Origin of the sequence: Streptomyces fractus (assembly GCF_049844455.1) — a bacterium.
In the GTDB taxonomy this organism is placed as follows: domain Bacteria; phylum Actinomycetota; class Actinomycetes; order Streptomycetales; family Streptomycetaceae; genus Streptomyces; species Streptomyces fractus.
This window is the reverse complement of sequence record NZ_JBMYHI010000002.1, coordinates 6,658,366-6,684,754: the sequence shown is the minus strand read 5'-3', so window position 1 is coordinate 6,684,754 and position 26,389 is coordinate 6,658,366. Positions and strand designations below refer to the sequence as shown.

Annotated in this window: 24 protein-coding genes and 1 pseudogene; 8 read left to right on the top strand and 17 right to left on the bottom strand. The window is 71.0% G+C overall.

Annotated features, from left to right (window positions below; all coding sequences use genetic code 11):
- Positions 1 to 39 precede the first annotated feature (39 nt).
- Positions 40 to 540 (top strand): DUF4396 domain-containing protein, encoded by a 501-nt coding sequence (locus tag ACP4E5_RS32225; RefSeq protein ID WP_425834849.1) that lies wholly within the window; start codon positions 40 to 42, stop codon positions 538 to 540.
- A 43-nt stretch (positions 541 to 583) separates the two neighbouring features.
- Here the strand turns inward: ACP4E5_RS32225 and ACP4E5_RS32220 are convergent, their stop codons facing one another.
- Entirely contained in the window at positions 584 to 1,216 is a 633-nt protein-coding gene (locus tag ACP4E5_RS32220) for a sulfite oxidase-like oxidoreductase (protein WP_425834847.1), read from the bottom strand.
- A 175-nt stretch (positions 1,217 to 1,391) separates the two neighbouring features.
- Between ACP4E5_RS32220 and bfr the strand changes: the two genes are divergently transcribed.
- Entirely contained in the window at positions 1,392 to 1,871 is a 480-nt protein-coding gene (gene bfr / locus ACP4E5_RS32215; RefSeq protein ID WP_425834845.1) for a bacterioferritin, read from the top strand.
- Between the two features lie 14 nt (positions 1,872 to 1,885).
- Here the strand turns inward: bfr and ACP4E5_RS32210 are convergent, their stop codons facing one another.
- Both ACP4E5_RS32210 and ACP4E5_RS32205 read right to left on the bottom strand, forming a co-directional pair.
- Positions 1,886 to 2,149, bottom strand: a complete 264-nt coding sequence (locus ACP4E5_RS32210) for a (2Fe-2S)-binding protein (protein WP_425834843.1) — start codon at positions 2,147 to 2,149, stop codon at positions 1,886 to 1,888.
- 159 nt (positions 2,150 to 2,308) lie between these two features.
- On the bottom strand, positions 2,309 to 3,661 hold the full coding sequence (locus ACP4E5_RS32205) for a class II 3-deoxy-7-phosphoheptulonate synthase (protein WP_425834841.1): 1,353 nt from the start codon (positions 3,659 to 3,661) through the stop codon (positions 2,309 to 2,311).
- A gap of 300 nt (positions 3,662 to 3,961) precedes the next feature.
- On the opposite strand from ACP4E5_RS32205, the gene ACP4E5_RS32200 reads away from it, so the two are divergent.
- Entirely contained in the window at positions 3,962 to 5,866 is a 1,905-nt protein-coding gene (locus tag ACP4E5_RS32200) for an anthranilate synthase family protein (protein WP_425834839.1), read from the top strand.
- On the opposite strand, the gene ACP4E5_RS32195 is transcribed toward ACP4E5_RS32200, so the two are convergent.
- From ACP4E5_RS32195 to ACP4E5_RS32175, 5 genes are all read right to left on the bottom strand, one after another.
- Positions 5,806 to 6,816, bottom strand: a complete 1,011-nt coding sequence (locus ACP4E5_RS32195; RefSeq protein WP_425834837.1) for a 2-hydroxyacid dehydrogenase — start codon at positions 6,814 to 6,816, stop codon at positions 5,806 to 5,808. The two genes, ACP4E5_RS32200 and ACP4E5_RS32195, sit on opposite strands and share 61 nt — an antisense overlap.
- 34 nt (positions 6,817 to 6,850) lie before the next feature.
- On the bottom strand, positions 6,851 to 7,879 hold the full coding sequence (locus tag ACP4E5_RS32190; protein ID WP_425834835.1) for a 6-phosphofructokinase: 1,029 nt from the start codon (positions 7,877 to 7,879) through the stop codon (positions 6,851 to 6,853).
- Positions 7,880 to 7,931: 52 nt separating this feature from the next.
- Entirely contained in the window at positions 7,932 to 8,630 is a 699-nt protein-coding gene (locus ACP4E5_RS32185; protein WP_425834833.1) for a response regulator, read from the bottom strand.
- A gap of 73 nt (positions 8,631 to 8,703) precedes the next feature.
- Complete coding sequence (gene macS, locus ACP4E5_RS32180; protein ID WP_425834831.1) at positions 8,704 to 9,927, bottom strand: MacS family sensor histidine kinase; 1,224 nt, start codon at positions 9,925 to 9,927, stop codon at positions 8,704 to 8,706.
- Positions 9,928 to 9,986: 59 nt separating this feature from the next.
- Positions 9,987 to 10,745, bottom strand: a complete 759-nt coding sequence (locus tag ACP4E5_RS32175) for a lysophospholipid acyltransferase family protein (protein ID WP_425841805.1) — start codon at positions 10,743 to 10,745, stop codon at positions 9,987 to 9,989.
- 263 nt (positions 10,746 to 11,008) lie between these two features.
- On the opposite strand from ACP4E5_RS32175, the gene ACP4E5_RS32170 reads away from it, so the two are divergent.
- The 3 genes from ACP4E5_RS32170 to ACP4E5_RS32160 all read left to right on the top strand — a co-directional run bounded on the left by ACP4E5_RS32170 (position 11,009) and on the right by ACP4E5_RS32160 (position 14,074).
- Positions 11,009 to 11,806, top strand: a complete 798-nt coding sequence (locus tag ACP4E5_RS32170; RefSeq protein ID WP_425834829.1) for an alpha/beta hydrolase — start codon at positions 11,009 to 11,011, stop codon at positions 11,804 to 11,806.
- Positions 11,697 to 12,494, top strand: coding sequence for a hypothetical protein (locus tag ACP4E5_RS32165; protein WP_425834827.1), 798 nt, complete (start codon positions 11,697 to 11,699; stop codon positions 12,492 to 12,494). The genes ACP4E5_RS32170 and ACP4E5_RS32165 overlap by 110 nt, the downstream gene beginning before the upstream one ends.
- Positions 12,495 to 12,844: 350 nt before the next feature.
- Positions 12,845 to 14,074, top strand: coding sequence for an RNA-guided endonuclease InsQ/TnpB family protein (locus ACP4E5_RS32160; RefSeq protein ID WP_425834825.1), 1,230 nt, complete (start codon positions 12,845 to 12,847; stop codon positions 14,072 to 14,074).
- A 146-nt stretch (positions 14,075 to 14,220) separates the two neighbouring features.
- Here ACP4E5_RS32160 and ACP4E5_RS32155 read toward each other — a convergent pair whose 3' ends face one another.
- The 6 genes and pseudogenes from ACP4E5_RS32155 to ACP4E5_RS32130 all read right to left on the bottom strand — a co-directional run bounded on the left by ACP4E5_RS32155 (position 14,221) and on the right by ACP4E5_RS32130 (position 19,150).
- Positions 14,221 to 14,985: an endonuclease/exonuclease/phosphatase family protein gene (locus ACP4E5_RS32155; RefSeq protein ID WP_425834823.1), complete on the bottom strand. Its 765-nt coding sequence runs from the start codon at positions 14,983 to 14,985 to the stop codon at positions 14,221 to 14,223.
- 67 nt (positions 14,986 to 15,052) lie between these two features.
- Positions 15,053 to 16,006 (bottom strand): ROK family glucokinase, encoded by a 954-nt coding sequence (locus tag ACP4E5_RS32150; RefSeq protein WP_425834821.1) that lies wholly within the window; start codon positions 16,004 to 16,006, stop codon positions 15,053 to 15,055.
- Positions 16,007 to 16,072: 66 nt separating this feature from the next.
- Positions 16,073 to 16,546: a DUF5304 domain-containing protein gene (locus ACP4E5_RS32145; RefSeq protein ID WP_425834819.1), complete on the bottom strand. Its 474-nt coding sequence runs from the start codon at positions 16,544 to 16,546 to the stop codon at positions 16,073 to 16,075.
- Between the two features lie 87 nt (positions 16,547 to 16,633).
- On the bottom strand, positions 16,634 to 17,734 hold the full coding sequence (locus tag ACP4E5_RS32140) for an ArsA family ATPase (protein WP_425834817.1): 1,101 nt from the start codon (positions 17,732 to 17,734) through the stop codon (positions 16,634 to 16,636).
- Positions 17,735 to 17,850: 116 nt separating this feature from the next.
- Positions 17,851 to 18,288: an SRPBCC family protein gene (locus ACP4E5_RS32135; protein ID WP_425834815.1), complete on the bottom strand. Its 438-nt coding sequence runs from the start codon at positions 18,286 to 18,288 to the stop codon at positions 17,851 to 17,853.
- Positions 18,289 to 18,387: 99 nt separating this feature from the next.
- A pseudogene (locus ACP4E5_RS32130) lies at positions 18,388 to 19,150 on the bottom strand (metallophosphoesterase family protein).
- A gap of 321 nt (positions 19,151 to 19,471) precedes the next feature.
- On the opposite strand from ACP4E5_RS32130, the gene ACP4E5_RS32125 reads away from it, so the two are divergent.
- On the top strand, positions 19,472 to 21,268 hold the full coding sequence (locus tag ACP4E5_RS32125) for an AMP-dependent synthetase/ligase (RefSeq protein WP_425834813.1): 1,797 nt from the start codon (positions 19,472 to 19,474) through the stop codon (positions 21,266 to 21,268).
- 161 nt (positions 21,269 to 21,429) lie between these two features.
- Here the strand turns inward: ACP4E5_RS32125 and ACP4E5_RS32120 are convergent, their stop codons facing one another.
- Positions 21,430 to 22,581 carry a glycosyltransferase family 4 protein gene (locus ACP4E5_RS32120; RefSeq protein WP_425834811.1) on the bottom strand — a complete coding sequence of 384 codons (1,152 nt, stop codon included), beginning with the start codon at positions 22,579 to 22,581 and terminating at the stop codon, positions 21,430 to 21,432.
- Positions 22,582 to 22,672: 91 nt separating this feature from the next.
- Here ACP4E5_RS32120 and ACP4E5_RS32115 point away from each other — a divergent pair, with 91 nt between their 5' ends.
- Positions 22,673 to 23,914, top strand: coding sequence for a glycosyltransferase 87 family protein (locus tag ACP4E5_RS32115; RefSeq protein ID WP_425834809.1), 1,242 nt, complete (start codon positions 22,673 to 22,675; stop codon positions 23,912 to 23,914).
- Between the two features lie 25 nt (positions 23,915 to 23,939).
- Here the strand turns inward: ACP4E5_RS32115 and ACP4E5_RS32110 are convergent, their stop codons facing one another.
- Both ACP4E5_RS32110 and ACP4E5_RS32105 read right to left on the bottom strand, forming a co-directional pair.
- Positions 23,940 to 25,151: a hypothetical protein gene (locus ACP4E5_RS32110; RefSeq protein WP_425834807.1), complete on the bottom strand. Its 1,212-nt coding sequence runs from the start codon at positions 25,149 to 25,151 to the stop codon at positions 23,940 to 23,942.
- Positions 25,152 to 25,187: 36 nt separating this feature from the next.
- Positions 25,188 to 26,222, bottom strand: coding sequence for a C40 family peptidase (locus ACP4E5_RS32105; protein WP_425834805.1), 1,035 nt, complete (start codon positions 26,220 to 26,222; stop codon positions 25,188 to 25,190).
- Positions 26,223 to 26,389 lie beyond the last annotated feature (167 nt).

Here is a 26,389-nt window from a genome sequence, read left to right as displayed (position 1 = left end):
CCCTTGGTGACAGCATCCGCAGCGAACACTGGGGGAACCATGCAGCACGACACGCACGCCGGGCACAAGCACGAGCACCACGGCGCACCCGGCACCGGCAACGGCAAGGTCACCTGGTCCATGGCCGCCCAGGCCACCCTGCACTGCCTCACCGGCTGCGCCATCGGCGAGGTCCTCGGCATGGTGATCGGCACCGCGTTCGGCTGGGGCAACGTACCGACGATGATCCTGGCGATCGTGCTCGCCTTCGTCTTCGGCTACTCGCTCACGCTGCGCGGCGTCCTGCGCGCGGGCGTCGACTTCAAGACGGCCTTCCGTGTCGCGCTCGCCGCGGACACCCTGTCCATCGCGGTCATGGAGCTGATCGACAACGGCGTCATCGTCCTCTGGCCGGCCGCCATGAACGCCCAGCTCTCGGACGCCCTGTTCTGGGGCTCGCTGGCCCTGTCCCTCGCGCTCGCCTTCGTCATCACGACGCCGGTCAACCGCTGGATGATCGGCCGCGGCAAGGGCCACGCGGTGGTGCACCAGTACCACTGACCCCCGGGGGGTACCGCAGGCGCCGACAACGACCGGACCGGTCCTAGAGCTCGGGGCCTTCCCCGGGCTCCTCCTGGTACGAGTACCGCTGCTCGCGCCACGGGTCGCCCACGTTGTGGTACCCGCGCTCCTCCCAGAACCCGCGCCGGTCCGCCGTCATGTACTCGACGCCGCGCACCCACTTCGGGCCCTTCCAGGCGTAGAGATGCGGCACGACGAGGCGCAGCGGGAAACCGTGCTCCGCGGTGAGCAGTTCGCCGTCCTTGTGCGTGGCGAAAATGGCCCGCTCGGAAGCGAAGTCGGACAGGCGCAGGTTGGACGAGAATCCGTACTCGGCCCAGACCATCACATGGGTGACGTCGGGCCCGGGAGGGGCCAGTTCCAGGATCGTGGAGGCGCGGACGCCGCCCCACTCGGCGGCGAGCATGCTGAACTTCGTGACGCAGTGGAGATCGCCGACCACGGTCCCGTACGGCAGCGCCGAGAACTCCTCGTGGTTCCAGCAGTGCTTGTCACCGTCGGCGGTCGCGCCGAAGACCCTGAACTCCCAGCGCTCGGGCCGGAACTTGGGCACCGGGCCGTAGTGCGTGACGGGCCAGCCGCGCTGCAGACGCTGCCCCGGTGGAAGCTCCGGCTGCACTGCTCCCCCAGACTCGCGACCCACCGGATGACCCATGCCTCCATCCTGACAGACCTGGAGCAGTGGACGTGACCACGCCCACCCCGCCCGCACCCGCCACGAGCACCGATTGGGGCAACTCCTACTAAGCATGCACTTACTGGACGCACTCCTGTGCCGGTGCAAGGATGCGCGAAACCTGCCCAGTAACCGCTTGGAAGGAGCCTCTGCGATGCAGGGCGACCCCGAGGTCATCGAGTTTCTCAACGAGCAGCTGACGGCCGAGCTCACGGCGATCAATCAGTACTTCCTGCACGCGAAGATGCAGGACAACTTCGGCTGGACGAAGCTCGCGAAGTACACCCGCTCCGAGTCGTTCGACGAGATGAAGCACGCGGAGGTGCTGACCGACCGGATCCTGTTCCTGGACGGCCTGCCGAACTACCAGCGGCTCTTCCACGTCCGGGTCGGCCAGACGGTCACCGAGATGTTCCAGGCGGACCGGCAGGTCGAGGTCGAGGCGATCGACCGTCTGAAGCGAGGCATCGAGGTGATGCGCGGCAAGGGCGACATCACGTCCGCGAACATTTTTGAGTCGATCCTCGAAGACGAGGAGCACCACATCGACTATCTGGACACGCAGCTGGAGCTGGTGGAGAAGCTGGGTGAGGCGCTCTACATCGCGCAGCTCATCGAGCAGCCGGAGAGCTAGGCGGGCCGGTCCGGCTAGGCCGCCTTCGGCAGTTCCGCTGCCGGCAGTTCCGTCTGCGGTGCGAGGGCCGCGGCCGAATCGCCCTGCTCGACGAGGTCCCGGCGGGGGCACGCGCCCCGGCCGAGCAGCGCCTGGATCCGGCGGACGCAGGAGCCGCAGTCGGTGCCGGCCTTGCAGGCCGACGCTATCTGGCGGGGGGTGCAGGCACCGTCCTCCGCGTGCTTCTTGACCTGCGCCTCGGTGACACCGAAGCAGTTGCAGACGAACACGCGGTCCACCTCCCGGTCGGGCTGTCGTCGGGACTCATAGGTAACTGCCGTCCCGATTGATCGGTGAGGCTAACCTAACCTTACCCGGCCGACCGGAAGCACAAAAGTGCCGTGGGGCGCGGATCCTTGTGATCCGCGCCCCACGGCGTTACCCACGGTCAATGGCCGTCACTGGTCGCGGTACATCTCCGCCACCAGGAACGCCAGGTCGAGGGACTGGCTGCGGTTCAGGCGCGGGTCGCAGGCCGTCTCGTAGCGCTGGTGCAGATCGTCGACGAAGATCTCGTCGCCGCCGCCCACGCACTCGGTGACGTCGTCACCGGTGAGCTCGACGTGGATGCCGCCCGGGTGCGTGCCGAGCGCCTTGTGGACCTCGAAGAAGCCCTTGACCTCGTCGAGCACGTCGTCGAAGCGCCGGGTCTTGTGACCGGAGGCCGCCTCGTACGTGTTGCCGTGCATCGGGTCGGTGATCCAGGCGACCTCGGCGCCGGACGCCGTGACCTTCTCGACCAGCTCGGGCAGCTTGTCGCGGACCTTGTCGGCGCCCATGCGGACGATGAAGGTCAGCCGGCCGGGCTCGCGGTCGGGGTCGAGGCGCTCGATGTACTGCAGCGCGTCCTCGGCCGTCGTCGTCGGGCCGAGCTTGATCCCGATCGGGTTGCGGATCTTCGAGGCGAACTCGATGTGCGCGTGGTCGAGCTGACGCGTGCGCTCGCCGATCCAGACCATGTGGCCCGAGACGTCGTACAGATTGCCCGTACGCGAGTCCACGCGGGTCAGCGCCGACTCGTAGTCGAGCAGCAGCGCCTCGTGGGAGGCGTAGAACTCGACCGTCTGGAACTCGGCCGGGTCGGTGCCGCAGGCGCGCATGAAGTTCAGCGCGTTGTCGATCTCGCGGGCGAGCTTCTCGTAGCGCTGGCCCGACGGGGACGACTTCACGAAGTCCTGGTTCCAGGCGTGCACCTGGCGCAGGTCCGCGTAGCCGCCCGTGGTGAAGGCGCGCACGAGATTCAGCGTCGAAGCGGACGCGTGGTACATCTGCTTCAGGCGCTCGGGGTCCGGGATGCGGGCGGCCTCGTTGAACTCGAAGCCGTTGACGGAGTCGCCGCGGTAGGTCGGCAGCGTCACGCCGTCGCGGGTCTCGGTGCCCTTGGAGCGCGGCTTGGAGTACTGGCCGGCGATCCGGCCGACCTTCACCACCGGCACCGAGGCGGCGTACGTCAGCACGGCGCCCATCTGGAGCAGGGTCTTCAGCTTGTTCCGGATGTGGTCGGCGGAGACCGCGTCGAAGGCCTCGGCGCAGTCGCCGCCCTGGAGCAGGAACGCCTCTCCCTTGGCGACGGCGGCCATACGGTTGCGCAGCTGGTCGCACTCGCCTGCGAAGACGAGCGGCGGATACGACTCGAGGTCCGCGATCACATCGCGCAGAGCCTCGGCATCGGGGTACTCGGGCTGCTGCGCCGCGGGCAGGTCTCGCCAGGTGTTGCCAGCGCTCGCGCTGGTCTTAGCGTTCACGGTCACGGCCCCAACATTACGGGGTCGTGTCGTGCGTCCATTCCCCCGCTCATCTTTTGAGACGGACGCGACACGTCTGAGCCACGGCGCGCGGCATCGGGTACGGTGACGCTCATGTTCGCGCAACTTCTGCACCGCACCTGGTGGTGGACCGCACATCCGGCGGCCCACTGACTGCGCGTACCTGAAACCGCGAAGGCCGCCCGAGGGGCGGCCTTCAGTGTTTTCACGGGCTGTTCCTCCCTGACGACTGCCGAAGTCGACGACTCACGAAGTCAGACGAAGTCACTGGAAGGAACACTCCTCATGCTGGACGCACTGCTCACCGACGACCGCCCCTTCGCCCTGTTGCGCCGCCGCACCCCGGGCCGCGAGCACGACACGGTCGAGGTCCTGGTCGGCCCGGTCGCCGACTACGAACGTCTGGCCGACATCCCCGAAGGGCTCGCCCTCGTCCCCTTCCGGCAGATCCGGGAACGCGGCTTCGACGTCCGCGACGACGGCACCCCGCTGACGGTCCTCGCCCCCGAGGAGTCGTACGAACTCCCGCTCGCCGAGGCCCTGGAGCAGCTCCCGGTCCACGACGTCCAGGTCCGTGACGGCGGCTTCGACGTCGACGACGACACGTACGCGGACATCGTCGGCCGGGTGCTGCGCGAGGAGATCGGGCAGGGGGAGGGCGCCAACTTCGTCATTCGCCGTACGTACGAGGGTGAGATCGCGGGATTCTCGCGGGCCGACGCCCTCGCGCTGTTCCGGCGGCTGCTTGACGGGGAGCGGGGCGCGTACTGGACGTTCGTCGTGCACACCGGGGACCGGACGCTGGTGGGCGCGAGCCCCGAGGTGCACGTGCGGATGTCCGGCGGCACCGTCGTCATGAACCCGATCAGCGGCACATATCGCTACCCGGCCGAGGGCCCGACGCCCGAGCACCTGCTGGACTTCCTCGCCGACGGCAAGGAGATCGAGGAGCTGTCGATGGTCGTCGACGAGGAGCTCAAGATGATGTGCACCGTCGGCGACATGGGCGGTGTCGTGGTCGGCCCGCGGCTCAAGGAGATGGCGCACCTCGCGCACACCGAGTACGAGCTGCGCGGCAAGTCGACCCTCGATGTGCGCGACGTCCTCAAGGAGACGATGTTCGCGGCGACCGTCACCGGCTCACCGGTGCAGAACGCCTGCCGGGTCATCGAGCGGTACGAGCCCCTCGGGCGGGACGGTGTCGGGCGCGGCTACTACGCGGGCGCGCTCGCGCTCGTCGGCCGCGACGCCGGCGGGGCGCAGACGCTCGACTCCCCCATTCTGATCCGCACCGCCGACATCGACGCCTCCGGGCGGCTCCGCGTCCCGGTCGGCGCGACCCTCGTGCGCGGCTCCGACCCGAAGAGCGAGGTCGCGGAGACGCACGCCAAGGCCGCCGGTGTGCTCGCCGCCCTCGGCGTGCGTCCCGCGCGCCCGCGCGGGGAGGGCGCGCGGGCGCCGCTCGCCGACGACCCGCGGGTGCGGGCCGCGCTCGACGGGCGGCGGGCGGCGCTCGCGCCGTTCTGGCTGCGGATGCAGCGCCGCGAGAACGAGCTGTCCGGGCACGCGCTCGTCGTCGACGCCGAGGACACGTTCACCGCGATGCTGGCGCACGTGCTGCGCTCGACCGGGCTCGACGTGACGGTGCGGCGCTACGACGAGGAGGGGCTGCGGGAGGCGGTGCTCGCCCACGAGGGCCCGGTCGTGCTCGGCCCCGGCCCCGGCGACCCGTCCGACCTCGCCGACCCGAAGATGCGCTTCCTGCGTTCGCTGACCGCCGAGGTGATCCGCGGGCACGAGTACGGCGTGCTCGGGGTCTGCCTCGGGCACGAGCTGATCGCGGCGGAGCTGGGCCTGGAGATCGTCCGCAAGGAGGTGCCGTACCAGGGCGCGCAGAGCGACGTCGAGGTGTTCGGGCGGACCGAGAAGGTCGGGTTCTACAACAGCTTCGTGGCGTCCTGCGACGACGGGGCGGCGACGGAACTGGCCGCGCACGGCGTGGAGGTCAGCAGGGACCGGGCGACGGGCGAGGTGCACGCGCTGCGCGGGCCCTCGTTCGCCGGTGTGCAGTTCCACCCGGAGTCGGTGCTGTCGCTGCGCGGCGCCGGGATCGTACGGGAGCTGATGGCTCAGCTCGTCGCCGACGCCTCGGCCGGGACCAGCACGTTCTCGGAGCGGCGGCCCGCCTGATAGTCGAGGACGTTCTGCACCGTGGTCTCGATGATCTGTCCGACCGCGTCCACGGTGTAGTACGCCTGGTGGGACGTGACCAGGACGTTCGGGAACGTGACGAGGCGGGCCAGGGTGTCGTCCTCGACGACGTCGAGGGACTTGTCGAGGAAGAACAGGCCCGCCTCGGCCTCGTACACATCGAGGCCGACCCCGGCGAAGCGGCCCTCGCGCAGCTCCGTGACCAGCGCCTTGGTGTCGATGAGGCCGCCGCGGCTGGAGTTGATCAGGATCGCGTCGTCCTTCATGGCGCGCAGCGCGGCGGCGTCGACGATGTGCTCGGTGGCGGGCAGCAGCGGTACGTGCAGGCTGATCACGTCGGCCTCGGAGAACAGCTGCTCCTTGTCGACGTACTTCATGCCGAGGGCCGTGCAGTTCGGGTTCTCTGCGACGTCCCAGCCGAGCAGTTTCATGCCGAAGCCGTGCGCGATCCGGGTGAAGGCCTCGCCGATCTTCCCGGTGCCGAGGACGCCGACGGTGCGGCCCCGCATGTCGCGGCCCAGCAGACCGTCGAGGCGGAAGTCGAAGTCGCGGGTGCGGGTGCTGGCGCGGACGATGCGGCGGTTGACGGCCATCGCGAGGGTCCAGGCGAACTCGGCGACCGAGTACGGCGAGTAGTACGAGACGCGGGACACGGTCAGGCCGAGCCGCTCTGCCACCTGAAGGTCGATGTTGTTGAAGCCCGTGGAGCGCTGGGCGATCAGCTGCGTGCCCCCGGCCGCGAGGGTCTGGAGCACGCGGTGGTTGAGGGTGGCGTTGACGCTGCTGGAGATGATCTCGTAGCCGGCGGCGATCGGAGCGGTGTCCTCGTTGAGGAAGACGTCGAGGCAGCGGACGTCGTGGTGGCCCTCGAAGGCCTTCTCGATGAGGGGCTTTTCGTCGGATTGCACACCAAAAGCGAGAATCTCCATGGGCGTGAGCCTAAGCCAATCGGGCCTCCAAGGCTCAGCCGAAGAACACGCCCACTTCTTCGTACAGCGCCGGGTCCACCGTTTTCAGCCGGGACGTCGCGTCGGCGATCGGTACGCGCACGATGTCCGTGCCCTGGAGCGCCACCATCTTCCCGAAGTCCCCGTCCCGCACCGCCTCGATGGCGTGCAGCCCGAACCGGGTGGCCAGCCATCGGTCGAAGGCGGACGGCGTACCGCCGCGCTGCACATGCCCGAGGACCGTGGTCCGCGCCTCCTTGCCCGTGCGCTTCTCGATCTGTTTCGCCAGCCACTCCCCCACGCCGGAGAGGCGCACATGTCCGAAGGAGTCCAGCGACTCGTCCTTCAGCACCATGTCGCCGTCGCGCGGCATCGCCCCCTCGGCCACGACCACGATCGGGGCGTACGAGGAACGGAAGCGGGAGGTGACCCAGGCGCAGACCTGGTCGACGTCGAAGCGCTGCTCGGGGATGAGGATGACGTTGGCCCCGCCGGCCAGGCCCGAGTGCAGCGCGATCCAGCCCGCGTGCCGGCCCATGACCTCGACGACGAGGACCCGCATGTGGGACTCGGCGGTGGTGTGCAGCCGGTCGATGGCCTCGGTGGCGATGCCGACGGCGGTGTTGAAACCGAAGGTGTAGTCGGTGGCGTAGAGGTCGTTGTCGATGGTCTTCGGTACGCCGACGGTCTTGATGCCGTACTCGTCCGAGAGCCGGGCCGCGACGCCGAGGGTGTCCTCGCCGCCGATCACGATGAGGGCCTCGACCTCCTGCTTGGCGAGGTTCTCCTTGACGCGGCGGATCCCGTTCTCCGCCTCCATGGGATTGGTGCGCGAGGAGCCGAGAATGGTGCCGCCCCGGGGCAGGATGCCGCGCACCGAGGGGATGCCGAGGGGGACGGTGTCGTTCTCCAGGGGGCCGCGCCAGCCGTCGCGGAACCCCACGAACTCGTAGTCGTACTCCTGCACGCCCTTGCGCACGATGCCCCGGATGACAGCGTTCAGTCCGGGACAGTCACCGCCTCCGGTAAGGACTCCGACCCTCATGGCGTAACTCCCTTGTCACGGCGAGTGGTTGGAGTCACTCTCCCGCGCGGGGTCAGTCGTCGTCCAGACCCCGCTCGATCGCGTACCGGACGAGCTCCACGCGGTTGTGCAGCTGGAGTTTGCCGAGGGTGTTCTGCACGTGGTTCTGGACCGTGCGGTGCGAGATGACCAGCCGTTCGGCGATCTGCTTGTAGCTCAGGCCCTTCGCGACGAGGCGCAGCACCTCGGTCTCCCGGTCCGTGAGCTGCGGGGCGGCGCCCGGCTCGTCGGCGTCGCCGGCCGGGGGCGGGTCGGAGGCGAGGCGCCGGTACTCGCCGAGCACGAGGCCCGCGAGGCCCGGCGTGAACACGGGGTCGCCGACGGCGGTGCGCCCCACCGCGTCGATCAGCTCGTCCGTGGAGGCCGACTTCAGCAGATAGCCGGTCGCGCCGGACTTCACCGCTTCCAGCACGTCGGCGTGCTCACCGCTCGCGGACAGCACGAGGACGCGCAGGCGGGGGTCGGCGCCGACGAGTTCCTTGCACACCTGGACGCCGGGCTTGGCCGGCAGGTTCAGGTCGAGGACGAGGACGTCGGGGCCCGCGGCCTGCGCGCGGCGCACCGCCTGCTCGCCGTCGCCCGCCGTGGCGACGACCTCGAAGCCGGCCGCGCCCAGGTCGCGGGCGACGGCGTCGCGCCACATCGGGTGGTCGTCGACCACCATGACCTTGATGGACCCGTTCGCGTTCCCGGTCCCGTTCGGTTCGCTCATCGCTCCTGTCCTGCCTTCCCCCGTGGCCCGTGCGGGCCCTTCCTCGACTACTTCTCTCGGCTACTTCTCTCGACTACTTCTTCGGTACGCGCAGTTCGACCTCGGTGCCCTGGCCGGGGACCGAGATCAGCTCGGCGGTGCCGCCGATGTCGCGCAGCCGGCCCCGGATCGACAGGGAGACGCCGAGCCGGCCCTCACCCTCGGCCTGCGCGAGGCGGCCCGCCGGGATGCCCGGCCCGTCGTCCCGCACCGTCACGATCACCTCGTCCGGCTCGTCCTCGACGAGGATCCACGCGCTCGCGTCCTCGCCCGCGTGCCGACGCACATTGTCCAGGGCCGCACTGACAGCGGCGGCCAGTTCGCGGGCGGCGGCGGGGCGCATCGGCACCGGGGCGCCCGGCTCCGAGAAAGTGATGCGTCCACCGGCGTGCCCGGCGAGCAGGGGGCGCAGATCGCGGGCGCCCGCGCCGTCACCGTCGGCCGGTTCATCCAGTTCGTCCGGTTCGACCACGCTGCGTACGACCGCGCCGCTCGCCGCGTCCTCGGACGCGCGCGACGCGGGCAGGAGGCCCCCGGCGACCAGCGTGCGCAGCGCGACCTCCTGCTCGCCCGCCATCCGGCCGAGCTCCGCGGCCTCGCCGCCCAGGGCGGTGCCGCGGCGCTGCACCATCGCGAGGACCTGGAGCACGCTGTCGTGGATGTCGCGGGCGAGACGCTCCCGCTCGCGCGTCGCCGCCTCGATCTCCAGGGCGCGCGCGAGGGTGCGCTCGGAGGCGCGGGCCACCTCCACGACGTAGCCGATCGCGATGGAGGCGATGCAGACGAGCAGCACGCTGTGGACGAGGCCGCGGGTGATGTCGCCGCGCTGCAACACGTTGGCGACGCCGATGAGCAGGGATGCTCCCGCCGCCCACCGCCAGCCGCCCTTGAGCGCCCAGGCGAGGACCGCGCCCGCCGTCCAGATCGACGGCAGCGTGGCACCTCCGGTGGCGGCCCGCTCGTGCCCGGCGACCGGTGAGAGCAGGATGCCGGCGACGGCGATGGCCAGGTCGGCGGTGAGGAACCGCTTGGTGCAGCGCCGGGCGCCGGACACCTGCGGCAGCGTCACCAGCGTCCACACCGCGATGACCGCGAAGTAGCCGATGCCGACCCAGGGGCGCTCGTACACCTCGTACGAGGAGGCGAAGAGCCCGATCGCGTAGACGAGGGTCAGCAGGCGGTAGCCGGTGAGGGCGCGCCACAGCGGCTGCTCGACCGACATCCGCACGACCCGCTCGCGCCCGACCGTGTTCCCCATGTCCCCTGTCCCCTGTCCCCACCCTTGGCGCTTCCGGGCACCTCTTGGGAACGACGCGACTAGGAGCCGCCCCGTTCCTTCTCCAACGCCTTCTTCGCGGCTTCCTTCTCGGCCTTCTCGGCCTTGGCCGCCTTCTCCGCATCGGCGATCCGCCGCTTCGCGGCCGTCGCGTACATGTCGACGTACTCCTGGCCGGAAAGCTTCATGATCTCGTACATGACCTCGTCGGTGACAGCCCGCAGGACGAAGCGGTCGCTCTCCATGCCGTGATAGCGGCTGAAGTCGAGCGGCTTGCCGATGCGGATGCCCGGCCGCATCAGCTTGGGCATCACCTTGCCAGGGGGCTGGATCTTCTCCGTGTCGATCATGGCGACGGGGATGACGGGGGCGCCGGTGGACAGCGCCACGCGCGCGAGGCCGCCCGGCTTGCCGCGGTAGAGGCGGCCGTCGGGGGAACGCGTCCCCTCCGGGTAGATGCCGAACAGCTCGCCGCGCTCCAGGACCTCGATGCCGCTCTTGATGGCGGCCTCGCCCGCGCCCCGCGAACCGGAGCGGTCCACGGGCAGCTGGCCGACTCCCTTGAAGAAGGCGGCCGTCATCTTGCCCTTGATCCCGGGGGTGGTGAAGTACTCGGCCTTCGCGATGAAGGTGACCTTGCGGTCGAGGACGGCGGGGAGGAAGAACGAGTCGGAGAACGAGAGGTGATTGCTGGCGAGAATCGCGGGGCCCTCGGCCGGGATGTTCTCGAGGCCCTCCACCCACGGCCGGAAACCGAGCTTCAGCGGCCCTCCGATGGCCACCTTCATTGCGCCGTAGATCAACCCTCTGCCTTCCCTAGTGCCCGGACCTCGTACCGGACCAGTCCGAGGGTCCGACCTTAACCCGCGGGGCCGCCCGGAGGCCCGATGACCCGGGTCGGCCTGCTTGTCCGGCCGGGGGTCCGGGGGTTGTCCCCCGGGAAGACACAGCACCCGGGGGGCGGCCCGGGGGCCCGATGACCCTGGTCGGTGTCAGTCCGGTCGCGTACCGTGAGGTCCACGTCCTGAACCCCCCGTCGTTTCTGATGAACAGGAGACCGAAGGTGCCGGTCCTTCCTGGAGCCGAGCCGTACCGCCACGACGGTGGCGAGGTCGGCGTCCTCCTCTGTCACGGATTCACCGGATCACCCCAGTCGCTGCGGCCCTGGGCCGAGTACCTGGCCGAGCGCGGCCTGACCGTCTCGCTCCCGCTGCTGCCGGGACACGGCACGCGCTGGGAGGACCTGTCCGTCACCGCCTGGCAGGACTGGTACGCGGAGGTGGACCGCGCCCTGCGCGAGCTCACGGAGCGCTGCTCCAAGGTCTTCGTGTGCGGCCTGTCGATGGGTGGCGCGCTCGCCCTGCGTCTCGCGGCCAGGCACGGGGACGAGATCGCGGGCCTCGTCCTGGTGAACCCGGGGAACAAGGTGCACGGCCTTTCCGCGTACGCGCTCCCGGTCGCCCGGCACGTCGTGCGCACGGTCAAGGGCATCGCCAGCGACATCGCCAAAGAGGGCGTGGAAGAGGTCGGCTACCCCCGGGTTCCGCTGCACGCGGCGCACCAGCTGCGCATCTTCTTCGGGCTCGTGGACCGTGAACTGCCGCAGGTGACACAGCCCTTGGTGGTGCTGCACAGCGTGCACGACCATGTGGTGCCGCCCGCCGACTCGGCGCGGGTGCTCGGCCGCGTCTCGTCCACGGACGTCACGGAGATCCTGCTGGAACAGAGCTACCACGTGGCGACGTTGGACCATGACGCGGACCGGATCTTCCAGGAGAGCTACGCGTTCTTCGACCGGCTCGCTCCCGAAGTCGGCAAGATCCCCAACGAGGGCGTGGAAGGGACGAGCACCGGTGACTGAGCAGGAGCGGGGCGGATCCGAGCGGCCGGACAGCTCGGATCCGCACGACCAGGACGGGACCGGCGCGCAGCCGCGCGATCCCCTCCTGCCGAGCGACGAGGACGCGGCGTGGGCGGCGATCGTCGCCGGTTACGGGGAGGAGCCGCCGGACCCGCCGGGCGCCAAGCCGTTCAAGTCGGTGGAGGACCTGGCCCTGCTCGAACCGGAGACCAACGAGCCTCCGGAGCGGTCGGCCGACACGGAGCGCGGCACCCAGAAGCAGGACGCCCCGGCACCGGACGAGGACAGCGCCCAGGACCGCGACAGGGACCCCGATCAGGACCGGGACCGGAACCGGGGCAAGCAGAACCCCCTCGGCTCCTCGGTCTCCTTCGCCCCGGGCCTCGCCCCCGCCTCCGGCCCCCGCGACCACACGCCGCCCGAGACCTCGGACGACGAGGGCCACTTCGTCCCGCCCGAGCCGCCCCCGCTGCCGGAAGGGGACGTCACGTCCAGGTTCGCCTGGCTCGCGGTGGTCGGCGGCCCGATCCTGCTGCTCCTCGCGGTGCTGCTCGGCTGGGACATGACGTGGTGGCTGGCGACGCTGTGCATCGGCGGCTTCCTCGGCGGCTTCGGCACGCTCGTCGCCCGCATGTCCCCGGGCGACGACGAGGACGGCGACGACCCGGGCCGCGGCGCGGTGGTCTGAGCCCACCCCTGGACACCCCGCGGGGCCCGGCCGGAGAGATCCGGCCGGGCCCCGTCGTCGTATCCGCCGCCGCACCGGAGGGAACCCGTTCGCGGGCTGCGGCGAAGTACCGGTGAACCAGCCCAAGCCTTCAAGGCGTTCATCAGGCGCCTTGCGAGGGGCCTCGGCGCGGAGCGCCGATGGCCGAGTCAGCGGAGCCGGGTGAAGGCGAACACACGTGTCCGTGATCACTGGTAGGGGTGATCGGGGCGGGATGCGGGTGCAGGTGTGCGGGCCTCGCTCGTATGGTCGCGGTTCCGTAGGTGGGCGGGGCAACCGGGACGACGGTGCGGACGGTCGGGGGTGAGGACATGACGGCCAAGACGACAGGCAGTGACGGCACTGGGCATGTCCGTTTCTCCTACCGGTTGCGAGTGTCGGCCACCGCCGCAGCGGCGCTGGAGGCGGAGTGGGGCCGCTGCCGGTGGGTCTGGAACGAGGCCGTGGCGAAGTCCAAAGCCGTCTACCAGCACAATCAGCAGCATCCGCAGTCCAAGGTGACATGTGGTCCGGCGCAACTGGACAAGATGCTCACCCGGGCGAGAGCGGTCACACCGTGGCTGCGGGCGGGCTCCAGCGTTCCGCAGCAGCAGATCATCCGGGACTTCGGCAAGTCCCGGACCAAGGCGCTCAAGGACATCGCGGAGCGGCTGCCCATGCGGCAGCGGGCCGGGATGCCCTGCTTCAAGAAGAAGCACGCGAGCCGCCCGACGTTGAACTACACGCGGCGCGGCTTCCAGCTCAAAGACGATGGCCGTCTGCATCTGGCGGGCGGCATCACGCTCACCGTGGTGTGGTCGCGCCCGCTGCCCGCTCGCCCGACCTCGGTCCGTGTCTACCAGGACAGCCTCGGCCACTGGTATGCGAGCTTCGTCGTCCCCGCCACCATGGAACCGCTGCCCGAGACCGGTGCCGTCATCGGCGTCGACTGGGGGGTGCGGGAGATCGCTACCACCACCTCCGACGCACATGATCTGGCGCACCCCGGGTACGGCACGACGGCGACGGCGAAGCTGTCGCGCTACGACCGGATGATGGCCCGCCGCAAACCCAAGAAGGGACAGCCCGCCTCGAATGGCTACCGGGCGGCGAAGAACCTGCGGGCCAAGGCGTACAAGAAGGTCGCCCGCCAGCGCGAGGACACCGCTCGGAAGTGGGCGAAGAAGGCCGTCACCGATCATGACGAGTTGGCCGTGGAGGACTTCAAGCCCAAGTTCCTCGCCAAGTCCACCATGGCGAAGAAGGCCCAGGACGCCGCCATCGGCGCCACCAAGCAGGCCCTGATCCACATGGCCCGCAAGCACGGCAGGACCATGCACCTGGTCCACCCCACGTACACCACGATGGACTGCGGACGATGCGGTGCGAGAACCAAGCACCAACTCCCGCTGGGCGTGCGCACCTACACCTGCACCGCCTGCGGACACGTCTCACCGAGGGACAAGAACTCCGCACGCGTGATGCTCCACAGGGCGGGTCTGAGCCCTGCTGGTGTCGAGGGCACAAGACCGGACGGAACGCAGTTCCGCCCGGCAGCCTGAGCCAGAAATCCCCTCCCCCTCAGGGAGAGGAGCATTCAAACGGACGAAAGGAGCCCCAGTTCCCCAGTGGGCATCTCCTACCCCGAGGGCTTCAAGCTGTCGCACACGGTGAAGTGGGCGGTCACCGACAAGGCCAAACAACGCCCCTAACCGACGGGAACGCGGAGGGCGGCCAGGACCGGGAGGTGGTCGGTGGCCGCTCTCAGTTCGGCTGGGTCGAGGAAGTCCGGGACCCCGCAACCGAGCACCTCGATGTCCTTCGTGGCGAGGATCGCGTCGATACGCTGATGCGGGTCGGCCGGGGTAGAGGTGTACTCGCCGCCCCAGGGCCGGGTCGCCCAGGCGTCGTTGAGGGTGCGCGCGAGGCGTCGGAAGGTGCGTCCGCCGGGCCGTTCGTTGAGGTCTCCGCCCACGACGACGTGCCGCACCCCCATACCGGCGACCCGGTCGAGCAGCATCCCGCCCTGCGCGTACCGCTCGTCCTTCTGCAGGCTCAGATGGCAGCTGACGACACCCACCCGTACGCCCCCGAACCGTACGACCGCGGTCGCGAGGCCGCGCCGGTGCAGGCCCGGTGTGAGCGGCAGCAGCACGTCCTCGGTGCGCTCGACGGTGGCCCGCAGCGAGCAGAGCAGCGCGGGCCCCGCGGCGCTGCCGCCCCCGGAGAGGATCACCAGGTCGGCGGCGCGGGCGAGCCGGGCGAGCTGTTTGCGCCAGCGGAAGAACCGGGGCGCCTCCTGGATCAGTACGAGGTCCGGGGCGCAGGCCTTCATCACGCGGGCGAGGGCGACGGGGCTGTCGCGCATCGAGCGGATGTTGTAGCTGAGAACGCGGATGACGGCCGAACCGTCCGATTCGGTACGGGACTTGGGGAGTTCGGTGGGTGCTTCGGGGAGCGAGCCGGAGTCCATGAAGATCAAGATACGCCGGTGCCCGCCGCCCCCAAGGGGAACGACGGGCACCGGGTGCGCATGTACGTCACATGACGGGGTCGGGCTCCCGCGCCAGGTCGGCGGCGCCGACCATGCCCGCCTTGTTGCCCAGCTCGGCCGCGATCACGTCGGCCACGGGCCGCCAGTTGCCGCCGACCAGCCACCGCTTGTACGACTTGCGGATGGGGTCGAGGACCAGCTCGCCCTCGTCCGACAGGCCGCCGCCGACGATGAACGCCGACGGGTCGAACAGCGAGGCGAGGTCGGCCAGGCCCGCGCCGGCCCAGCGGGCCAGCTCGCGGTACGAGTCGACGGCCACGGGGTCGCCCTCGCGGGCGGCCGAGGAGATGTGCTTGCCCTCGATGCCATCGGGGGTGCCGTCGCCGAGGGAGAGCAGGTACGTCGCGTTCTCCGGCGTCGCGTTCGCCCGCTGCTTCGCGTAGCGGACGAGCGCGCGGCCCGACGCGTACTGCTCCCAGCAGCCCTGCGAGCCGCAGCCGCACAGCAGGCCGTCCGGCACCATGCGGATGTGGCCGAACTCGGCGGCCACACCGAAGTGGCCGCGGCGCAGCTTGTTGCCGATGATGACGCCGCCGCCGAGGCCGGTGCCGAGGGTGATGCAGATGACGTTGCGGTGGCCCTTGCCCGCGCCGAACTTGTACTCGCCCCAGGCCGCCGCGTTCGCGTCGTTCTCCACGACCACGGGCAGCTTGACGCGCGCCTCGACCTTCTCCTTGAGCGGTTCCTGGCGCCAGTCGATGTTCGGGGCGAAGTACACGGTGGAGCGCTGGCGGTTGACGTAACCGGCGGCACCGATCCCCACGCCCACGATCTCGTGTCCGGCCCTGGCACCTTCCACGGCCGAGGCGATCGCGTCGACGATCCCGTCAGGCGTGGAAGGCGTCGGCACCTTGAACGTGGAGAGGATGTTGCCTTCCTCGTCGACCACGCCGGCCGCGATCTTCGTGCCGCCGATATCGACGCCGATGGTGAGTCCCATGAATCCCTCAGTTCGGTCGAGCCCCGCTATGGCCCACCTTAACCGAGCAGGACCGCGCCCCCCGGTTCAGTCCAGGTCGATGTGTTCCCCGCCGGGGCCTTCGTCCCTGGGGTCCTTGCTGTTCTCGGTGTCCTTGACCGGGGCGGACTCCTGAGAGCGCTGGGTCCAGCGGCGCTCCTGGCCCTCGACCGCCGAGCGGTAGGCGGCGAGCAGTTCGCCGCCCGCGGCGGCCAGGTGGTCGAACACGTCCGCGTTGCGGTCGATGACCGGCTCGATGACGGAGCGTGCCTGCCGGACGGCCTGCTTGGCGACCTGCTCCGCGGTGCCCTGGGCGACCGCGCCGAGGAACGGGGCCTGCACGGAGGAGAGCTTGTCGGTGACGGCGTCGACGAGCCTCTTCAGCTCCTCGGCCGCGGATCCGGGCGGCGGGCCGTACTCGGCCCTGCGGCGGGCCCGCTCCTCCTCGAGATCCTCGGCGCACGCCTTCTCCCAGGCGTCGTCGTCGACCTGGTGCGCGGGCTGCTCGGTGGCGTCGCTCATGACGGCTGACTCCTGCGGAGAGCTGAGATGTCGTGGCTCGGGTGAACCCGGGGCACCTTCGACGTTACCCGAACGGGTGCGCCCCCTTCACGGGGTCTGCGGCCACAGATCCGGGTCGGGGGCGAAGCGGACCCGCAGCTCGCCGTCGACGAGTCCCGCGCCCGCCACGGTGCAGCGGCGGGGTGCGGAGGGCAGTGGGACGACGCGGCGGAACGTGCCCGCGCCGACGACCAGTTCGTCGCCGCGGCGCACCAGGCTCAGCTCCTCGCGGACGGCTCCGGGCAGCGGTATCCGCCACACCAGGACTCCGTCCTCGCCGAGCCGGTCCTCCACGGGCCACGGGTCACGGGGTCCCGGCAGGGTCGCCGGCGCGGGCGCGTCCAGGTCGCCGGGGCGCGGGTCGCGGCCCAGGTGGGGCAGCTCGTGCGCGCCGGGCCACTCGGCGAGGACCTTGCGCTGGAGGGCGGCGGCGTCGGCGAGCCACGGGTCGGTGGAGCCGTCGGGGAGCATGCGGTTGGCGACGACCGTCTCGACGTCGAGCCCGTGCAGGGCGAGTCCGGTGCGGGTCGTGCGCAGGGTCTCGGCGGCGGCCCGGGTGGGCTCCGCGACGAGTCGTACGCGGGTGGTGGCGGCGTCGATCACGGCCTGCGCGGCGGCGAGTTCGGCGTCCCAGCGGGCGGCGGACTCGTACAGCCACTGCGCGGGCATCGGCACCCCGGCGAGCCGGCCGAGCACGGGGCGCAGGGCACGTGCGGCCTGGCGCTCCGCGGGGAGCAGGCGGCGCAGGTAGCGGCGGAGCTGCTCGGGCAGGGCGAGCGTGTCGACGGCGCGGGGCGCGGGCGGCAGGTCGACGACGAGGAGGTCGTACGGGCCTTCGGCGCTGTCCCGCAGGGCGCGGAGCAGCGCGAGTTCCGCGCTGCCGGGGAGCGGGGTGACCTCGTCCGCGTCGAGCCGGGCGGCGCCGAGGAGTTCGAGGCCGGAGGCGGCGCGTTCCTGGAGGGCGAGGAGGTCGCGGCGGAAGTCGTCGGCCGGGGTGAGGCGGGCGACGTCGACGTCCTCGATCTCACCCACGGGGTCCGCGGTGATCAGCCTCGTACGCAGGCCCTGCCGGGCGGCCTGGTGGGCGGTGGCGGCGGCGACGGTGGTCTTGCCGGCGCCGCCGGGGCCGGTGACGAGGAGGGTGCGCATGGGGTGTGAGGGTACCCGTGGTGGCTGCAACCGTTCCTCGTGCGCGACACCGGGGCCGCGGCACCGGGGCTTCGGGGCTCTGCCCCGGACCCCGCTGCTCAATCGCCGCAGGGGCTCTATTCGCCCGACTCGACCCGCTTCTTCAGGCCCGCCAGGGCGCGGTCGATGATGACCTTCTCCGCCTTGCGCTTGATCATGCCGAGCATGGGGATCTTCACGTCGACCGTGAGGGAGTACGTGACCTCGGTCCCCTCGCCCGCCGGCTTCAGCACGTACGAGCCGTCGAGGGAGCGCAGCATCTGGGACTTCACGAGGGTCCACGAGACCTCGTTCGCACCGGCCCAGGTGTACTTGAGCGTCTGGTCGTCCTTGATCGCCCCGGCGTCCATGACGAGCCGGACCTGCTCGGCGCGGCCGGCCTCGTCCTCGGCGATGACCTCCGCCTCCTTCACCTCACCCGTCCAGTCCGGGTAGCGGGCGAAGTCGGCGATCACCCCCATGACATCGGCGGGGGCCGCCTCGATCGTGATGCTCGAGCTGGTGTGTTCCGCCATCGCCCTGGCTCCTCCGGATACCGGTCATGGGTGCGCCGTGCCTGCCTTGATGTGTCGCGTGAAGGCTATCGCGCGAGTACGGCTGCGCCTTCACCGATATCACCACTCCAGCGCCCACGGCCTGCCCGTACCCGCGAAGTGTCCGACGTTCACGCATTCCGTGGCCCCGATCCGCATCCGCCGCGCGAGCGGCTGGTGGACGTGGCCGAAGAGCGAGTACCGGGGCCGGGTCCGGCGGATCGCCTCCAGCAGGGCGCGGCTGCCGCGCTCGAAGCGCCGCGCCACGGTGTCGTAGACGGAGATCGGGGACCTCCGGCGGGATGTGCGTGCACAGCACGTCGACCTCGCCCACGGCCTCGATCTTCGCGGCGTACTCCTCGTCGTCGATCTCGTACGGCGTGCGCATCGGCGTGCGCAGCCCGCCGCCGACGAAGCCGAAGACCCGGCCGCCGATCTCGACGCGCTCCCCGTCGAGCACCGTCGTGCCGGGTGCGGCGTACTCGCGCCAGAGTTTCGGCATATCGACATTGCCGTAGGTCGCATACGTCGGTGTGGGGAAGGCCGCGAACATCTCCGCGTACTGCTTCCGCACGGCTTTTTCGATGGCGGGCACACGGTCTATGCCCGCCCAGAGCTCCGCCCCGAAGGCGCGCGCCTCCTCGAAACGGCGGGCCGTGCGCAGTTCAACGATGCGGTCCGCGTTCTCGACCCCGAACAATTCGGGGAAAATGCCGCGCGCGTGATTTGCGTAATCAAGGAACAACACCAGGTCACCAAGGCAGATGACGGCATCGGCGCCGTCTCCGGCTCGTGCGAGGTCGGTGGAGTTTCCGTGCACATCGCTGACTACATGTACGCGCATGCCGATCACCCTAGGACGATGGGTTCCAGAATGGGTAGAGGCCGTCGGACCTGCGGTTACTTCCGAGTCGGTCGGCTTCTGGACTAGGGTGCGAGAACAGTCGCGGCGACGTGTGACGCAGCGTACATCTGGTCCGACCCCCTATCGAAGAAGCAGTACCGGTGGGTAACGTCCGGGCAGTCCAGTCGTGTTCAGTTCAAGCAACGAGTGCCGTCGAGTTGGGGCGGACAATTCATTGATGCACTGTGCACCTGCCCGATCTTGGACCGCACCGGCGCATCACAGAAGAGTGGCGCCGGCGCCCTACGAGGAGCAGCAGTCTTGCGCGAGTTCAGCCTTCCCGCTTTGTACGAGGTCCCCGCGGACGGCAATCTGACCGACATCGTTCGCAGAAACGCCGCGCAGCACCCGGACGTCGCTGTGATCGGCCGCAAGGTCAACGGCACGTGGACGGACATCACGTCCGTCGAGTTCCTCGCCGAGGTGCGCGCGGCCGCCAAGGGCCTGATCGCCTCCGGCGTGCAGGCCGGTGACCGCATCGCGCTCATGTCGCGCACGCGCTACGAGTGGACGCTGCTCGACTTCGCGATCTGGAGCGCGGGCGCGATCACCGTTCCGGTCTACGAGACGAGCTCGCCCGAGCAGATCCAGTGGATCCTCGGCGACTCGGGCGCGGTCGGGATCCTCGTCGAGCTGGACGCGCACGCCGCGGCCGTCGCCTCCGTGCGCGACCGGCTGCCCGAGCTGCGGGACGTCTGGCAGATCGAGGGCGGGGGCCTGGACGCGCTGTACCGCGCCGGCGCCGGGCTCTCCGACGGGATGGTCGACGACCGCAGCGCCATCGCGAAGGCCGACGACCCGGCGACCATCGTCTACACGTCCGGCACCACGGGCCGCCCCAAGGGCTGCGTCCTCACGCACCGCAGCTTCTTCGCCGAGTGCGGCAACATCGTGGCGCGCCTCGGCCCTCTGTTCCGTACGGGCGAGTGCTCCGTGCTGCTCTTCCTGCCGGTGGCGCACGTCTTCGGCCGCCTCGTCGAGGTCGCCTCGCTGATGGCGCCGATCAAGCTGGGCCACGCTCCCGACATCAAGCACCTCACCGATGAACTGGCCGCCTTCAGGCCTACGTTGATCCTCGGCGTGCCGCGCGTCTTCGAGAAGGTCTACAACTCGGCGCGGGCCAAGGCGCAGGCCGACGGCAAGGGCAAGATCTTCGACAAGGCCGCCGACACGGCGATCGAGTACAGCCGCGCGCTCGACACCCCGAACGGTCCTTCGCTGGCCCTGAAGCTCAAGTACAAGACGTTCGACAAGCTCGTCTACGGCAAGCTGCGCGCCGTCCTCGGCGGGCGCGGCGAGTACGCGATCTCGGGCGGCGCGCCGCTCGGCGAGCGGCTCGGCCACTTCTTCCGCGGCATCGGCTTCACGGTCCTGGAGGGGTACGGCCTCACGGAGTCCTGCGCGGCCACGGCGTTCAACCCGTGGGACCGCCAGAAGATCGGCACGGTGGGGCAGCCGCTGCCGGGTTCGGTGGTCCGGATCGCCGACGACGGCGAGGTGCTGCTGCACGGCGAGCACCTCTTCACCGGCTACTGGAACAACCAGGGCGCCACCGAGGAGGCGCTCGCGGACGGTTGGTTCCACACGGGCGACATCGGCACGCTCGACGAGGACGGTTACCTGCGGATCACCGGCCGCAAGAAGGAGATCATCGTGACGGCGGGCGGCAAGAACGTCGCCCCGGCCGTCATCGAGGACCGCATCCGGGCGCACGCGCTGGTCGCCGAGTGCATGGTCGTCGGCGACGGTCGGCCGTTCGTCGGCGCGCTCGTCACCATCGACGAGGAGTTCCTCGGCAAGTGGGCCGCGGACCACGACAAGCCGGTGGGCTCGACGGTCGCGTCGCTGCGGAACGACCCGGACCTGCTGGCCACGGTCCAGGCGGCGGTGGACGACGGCAACGCGGCGGTGTCCAAGGCGGAGTCGGTGCGCAAGTTCCGTATTCTCGGCGCCCAGTTCACCGAGGAATCGGGTCACCTGACACCTTCGCTGAAGCTGAAGCGGAACGTCGTGGCGAAGGATTACGCGGACGAGGTCGAGGCGATTTACCGCGGTTAGCGGTAGCGGGTGACATCCGCCGCGGCGCGTTTCTTTTGCGCTGCGGCGGATGTCGCGTTTGCGGCGGACGTCGCCCACGTCTCGGGGCTCCGCCCCGGCCCCCGCGCCTCAATCGCCGGCGGGGCTTGATGTGGCCGTCCGAGCCAGCCACGGCGCACCCGCTACAACAGCCCCCGCAGCCGCTCCGCCAAGAGGTCCCAGCGCCACTTCTCTTCCACCCATTCGCGGCCCCGCTCGCCCATCCGCCGGCGGAGATCCGGGTCCAAGAGAAGCGTCACGACACGGTCCGCCGCCTCCGATTCCGAGCCGCCCCGGACGACCCAGCCCGTCTCCCCGTCCAACACCGCGTCCGGCGCCCCGCCGGAGTCACCGGAGACGACCGGCAGCCCGGTCGCGGAGGCCTCCAGGTAGACGATGCCGAGGCCCTCGACGTCGAGCCCGCCCCGCCGCGTACGGCACGGCATCGCGAAGACGTCCCCCGCCCCGTAGTGCGCGGGCAGCTCCTCCCACGGCACGGCCCCCGTGAAGCGCACGGAGTCCTCGACACCGGTCTCCACCGCCAGCTTGCGCAGCTCCTTCTCGTACGGCCCACCGCCCACGATCAGCAGCACCGCGTCAGGCACGGCCGCGAGAATCTTCGGCATCGCGAGGATCAGCGTGTCCTGCCCCTTGCGGGGGACGAGCCGCGAGACGCAGACGACGACCGGGCGATCCGTCAGCCCGAGCCGGGCCCGCACCACGTCGCCCCCCGATCCCGGGTGGAACGTCTTCTCGTCGACCCCCGGCGGGAGCTGCTCCATCCGCCCCGCCGCCGCGGGCGTGAGCGCCGCCGCGATGCGCGAGCGCGTGTACTCGCCGAGGTACGTGATCGTGTCCGTGCCCTCACCGATCCGCCTCAACAGCTGCCGGGACGCCGGGAGTTGGGCCCACCCCGCCTCGTGCCCGTGCGTCGTCGCGACGATCCGCTCGGCGCCGGCCCTGCGCAGCGCGGGTGCCATCAGGCCGAGCGGCGCCGCCGCCCCGAACCACACCGACGTACAGCCGTGCGCCCGCAGCAGACCGGCCGCCCGCCGGGTCACGCGCGGCGTCGGCAACAGCATCGTCGTGTTGTCGCGCACCACGGTGAACGGCTGCTCGGCGTCGAAGGCCGCCGTCGCCTCGACGCCCTCACGGCTGCGCTTCCACGTCGAGGCGTAGACGACGAGCCGCTCCGGGTCCAGGCGCAGCGCCATGTTGTGCAGGAACGCCTGGATCCCACCGGGGCGCGGCGGGAAGTCGTTGGTCACGAGCAGTGTCTTCGGTGTCTGGCGCATCACCGCCGACAGTACCGAACGCACCCGGCGGGATCCGCCGCGCCGCGGGGTCCATGGCCAGGCCACGGGGCTTCCCGGCATCATGTCTCGAATGAAGTCGCGAACGCCCGCCGGGCTCCTGGTCACCTGGGTACTGACCCGGGCGCTGCTCCTCCTGTGCGTCTTCAAGGTGATCGTGGTCCCTGGCCCGGACGTCACCAGCGACGTCCACGTGATCTACCAGGGCTGGTTCGACGTGCTGCGCACAGGAACGTTCCCGCTGGACGACGTGACGTGGCAGTACCCGCCGGCCGCCGCGATGGCGATCCTCTCCCCCGCGCTGCTGCCCTTCCTCTCGTACGCCTCCGCGTTCTTCCTGCTCGCGTTCCTGGCGGACGCCGTCGTCCTGTTGATGCTCCTCTACGTCTCCGAACGGCGGGGCGCGTCGCGGCGCGGCACCTGGGTGTGGGTCATCGGTCTGCCGCTGCTCGGACAGACCGCCTACGCGCGCTACGACGTGATGGTGACGGCCGTCGCGATCGCGGCGCTGCTCGCGGCGGCCCGGCATCCACGGGCCGCGGGCGTCTTCGCGGCGATCGGCGCGATGATCAAGGTGTGGCCCGCGCTGCTGCTGCTCGGCACGCGGCGCGGCCGGGCCACCCGGCAGACGTGGGGCACGGCGGTCCTGACGGCCGCCGGGCTGCTCGTCGCCTTCACGGTCGCGATGCCGGGCGCGCTCGCCTTCCTCACGTTCCAGAAGAACCGGGGCACGGAGGTGGAGTCCCTCGGTTCGCTCGTCTTCCACGTGGCGCGCCAGTTCGGCTGGAACGGCACGGTGCGGCTGAACTACGGCTCGGTGGAGTTCCTCGGCCCGTACGTGGACGTGGTGAGCACGCTGGCGCAGGTGCTCACGGCGCTCGCGTTCGCCTGGCTGGTGCTGTGGCGGTTCAAGGCGCGCGCCTGGCAGTCGGCGACGCTCGCCGACGCGGGCCTGACGGCGGTGCTGCTGTTCACGACGACGAGCCGCGTGATCAGCCCGCAGTACATGGTGTGGCTGGTAGGCGTGGCCGCTGTCTGCATGCTCTTCCGGGACAGCCGGATGACGCTGCCGGTGTGGCTGGTGCTCGCGGCGACCTTCGTGACGTTCCTGGAGTTCCCGCTGTACTTCGGGAACGTGGTGGCCAGCGACGCGGTCGGCGTCACGCTCCTCTTCGTGCGCAACGGCCTGCTGGTCGTGGCCTCCCTGAGCGCCTGCCGCCGGCTCTGGCGCGCCACGGTGACCGAGCCCCGACATGCCGGACACACTCCCGCGCACGCCCCGACCTCGCGCGACGACGCGGTACCGACGCCGTAGCCGCCGTAGCCCTCGGAGAGGGTTCTCAGCCCAGCTCCGCCCGCACGTACTGCCGCCACTGCGTCACGAACTCCTGCTCGTCGATGCCGAGGGCCTGCCGCAGCGCGCCGTCGACGGCCCCGGACCGCTGCTTGTGGCCGCCGACCGCCGTGTAGAACGCGTTGAGTTTCGCCTCGCCCCACCGGTCCGCGATCATCCGGCAGGCCAGCCAGCCGCTCTCGTAGGCGCGGGCGAGCCTGGCGGAGTCGCCGGCGAAGCCGAAGTCCGCGTCGGCGGGGAGCCCGGCGGGCGCCGCGCCCTCCTGGACGGCGCGGCGCAGCTCTGGCGCCGCCTGCCCCGGCGTGCGGTCGCTCTCGCGGTAGCCCGCCCAGTCCGCGTACCCCTCGGAGAGCCACAGCGGGGTCGCGGCGGAGGTCGCGCGGCGGGTGGCGACGTGGGCGGTCTCGTGGGTGAGGACGACCTGCTTGCCGACCTGACCGAGCACGCTGTACGCCTCGGGGTTGAGGATCACCCGGTCCGCGGGCGCCGTCTTCGGACCGCCCGCCTCGCCCGTCGTGACGGCCGCGATCCCCTGGTAGCCGGCGGCGGGCGCGCCGAGGAGTCCGCCCATCTCGTCGAGGGACTCGGGCACCAGGACGACGATCCGGCGCGCCCAGTCGTCTCCCCAGGCGCGCCGCACCGCGGGCACCGCCTCGTCGGCGAGCTTCGCGTACGAGCGCAGTTCGGAGCGTGGTTTGCCGACTCCGAGCACCAGGCTGTGGGCGCCCTTCACCGCGGTCACCGGGCCCTGCTCCCACAGCTGCTCGCCCGCCTTCTTCGCGGGCCGGTCCCCGGTGACGTACCAGCCGTCGTCGCCGTGGCCCAGGGTCAGCGCTCGCTCGGCGACCACGGGCGCCTTGTCGTAGCCGTCGACCCGGTAGCGGAGTTCGGCCGTGGCGGTGGCCCCGGATCCGGAGCGCTTCAGGTGCGTGAGCTTGTACTGCCAGGAGTCGAGCGGGACCTCGGAGAGGTCGTCGAGCAGGCCGGGCTCCGCGCTGCCCGTCGACCGGTACACGGGCCCGTCCCGGGTAACGACGGCGTGCGCCCGCTGGTTGAGCACCCGCTGCACGGCGGACGCGTCCGCGCCCTTCGGCCCCTCGGCGCCGCCGCACCCGGAGAGCGCGGACAGCCCTACGAGCAGGGCGCCCAGTGCCACCGCACTCCCCGCCCTGCCCACCGCACGCCGTCGACCAGCCATCATCGCCGATCGTACGGCGAAGTCGCGCGAGGAGCCTCAGACCCGGGTCACGGATGAGACGGGCATCATGCCGACCGGGTCGTAGCGCACCGGGGCGCCCGGATGCGGCGCGTGGATCACTTGGCCGTTGCCCGCGTAGATGGCGATGTGGTGGGCGTCGGAGCCGTAGGCGACGAGGTCGCCGGGCTGCGCCTGCGACACCGGGACCTGACGGCCCGCGTACCGCTGCGCCTGCGAGGTGCGCGGCAGCCCGACGCCCGCCTGTCCGTACGACCACTGCATCAGGCCCGAGCAGTCGAAGCCGGAGGGCCCCGTCGCGCCCCAGATGTACGGCTTGCCGAGCGCCGACTTGGCGGCGGCGAGCGCGATGGCCGCACGGGCGGAGGAGGCGGCGCCCGCACCGGACAGGTCGGGGCGGAGCTCGCTGCGCGAGGCCCGGTCGTACGCGGCCCGCTCGCCGCTCGGCATCGCGTTGAGCAGCCGGCGCGCCTTGGCCAGCTTCTTCTCCACGCTCCGCTTGTGCTGCCGGACGGCCTTGCGGCTGGCCTCCAGCTGGGCGAGCTCGGTGCGCGCCTCGGCCCTGCGCTGGTCCAGATCGCGCTGGGCGCCCCGCAGTTCGACCAGCTCTCCCGCGTTCCGGGCGCCGATCCTGTCGAGCGTGCCGGCCTTGTCGAGGTAGCCGGCAGGGTCGGAGGAGAGCATCAGGGCGAGCGAGGGGTCCATGCCCCCGGACCGGTACTGGGCGCCGGCCACCACGCCGAGCGCGCGCCGCATCGCGTTGATCCGCTCCTGCCCGCGGGCCACCTGGTCCTGGGTGTCGGCGAGTTCCTTGCGAAGCTTGTCCGCGCGCTCGTCCGCCCGGTTGAACGCCTCGGTGGCCTTCTCGGCCTGCTCGTACAGGCGGTCCACCGCGGCCTTGCCCGCGGCGGGCCTGTCCTGCGGCGCCGCGCCCGCCGGGGCTGCGCCGAGGGCCGCCGCCGCGGAGGCCGCGGCCACGGTCAGAACGGTCGCACGCGTACTCCGGTCGAGGCCCGAGTGCCGAGAATGCGAGATACGGCGATGAGAACCCACGGGTAGCCGCTCCCCCTTCCGCTGACGGACCCCCGTGATCGGGGGAATGCGCGCCGACAGTAGTCGGGCGACTACCGCCTGGCCAAAGACCGTTCAGGGGCCACGCAGCGCGGCGCCCCGCCTCTGACGCAGGTCATGGGCGGGGCGCGGGGGTCAGCGCGGGTCCG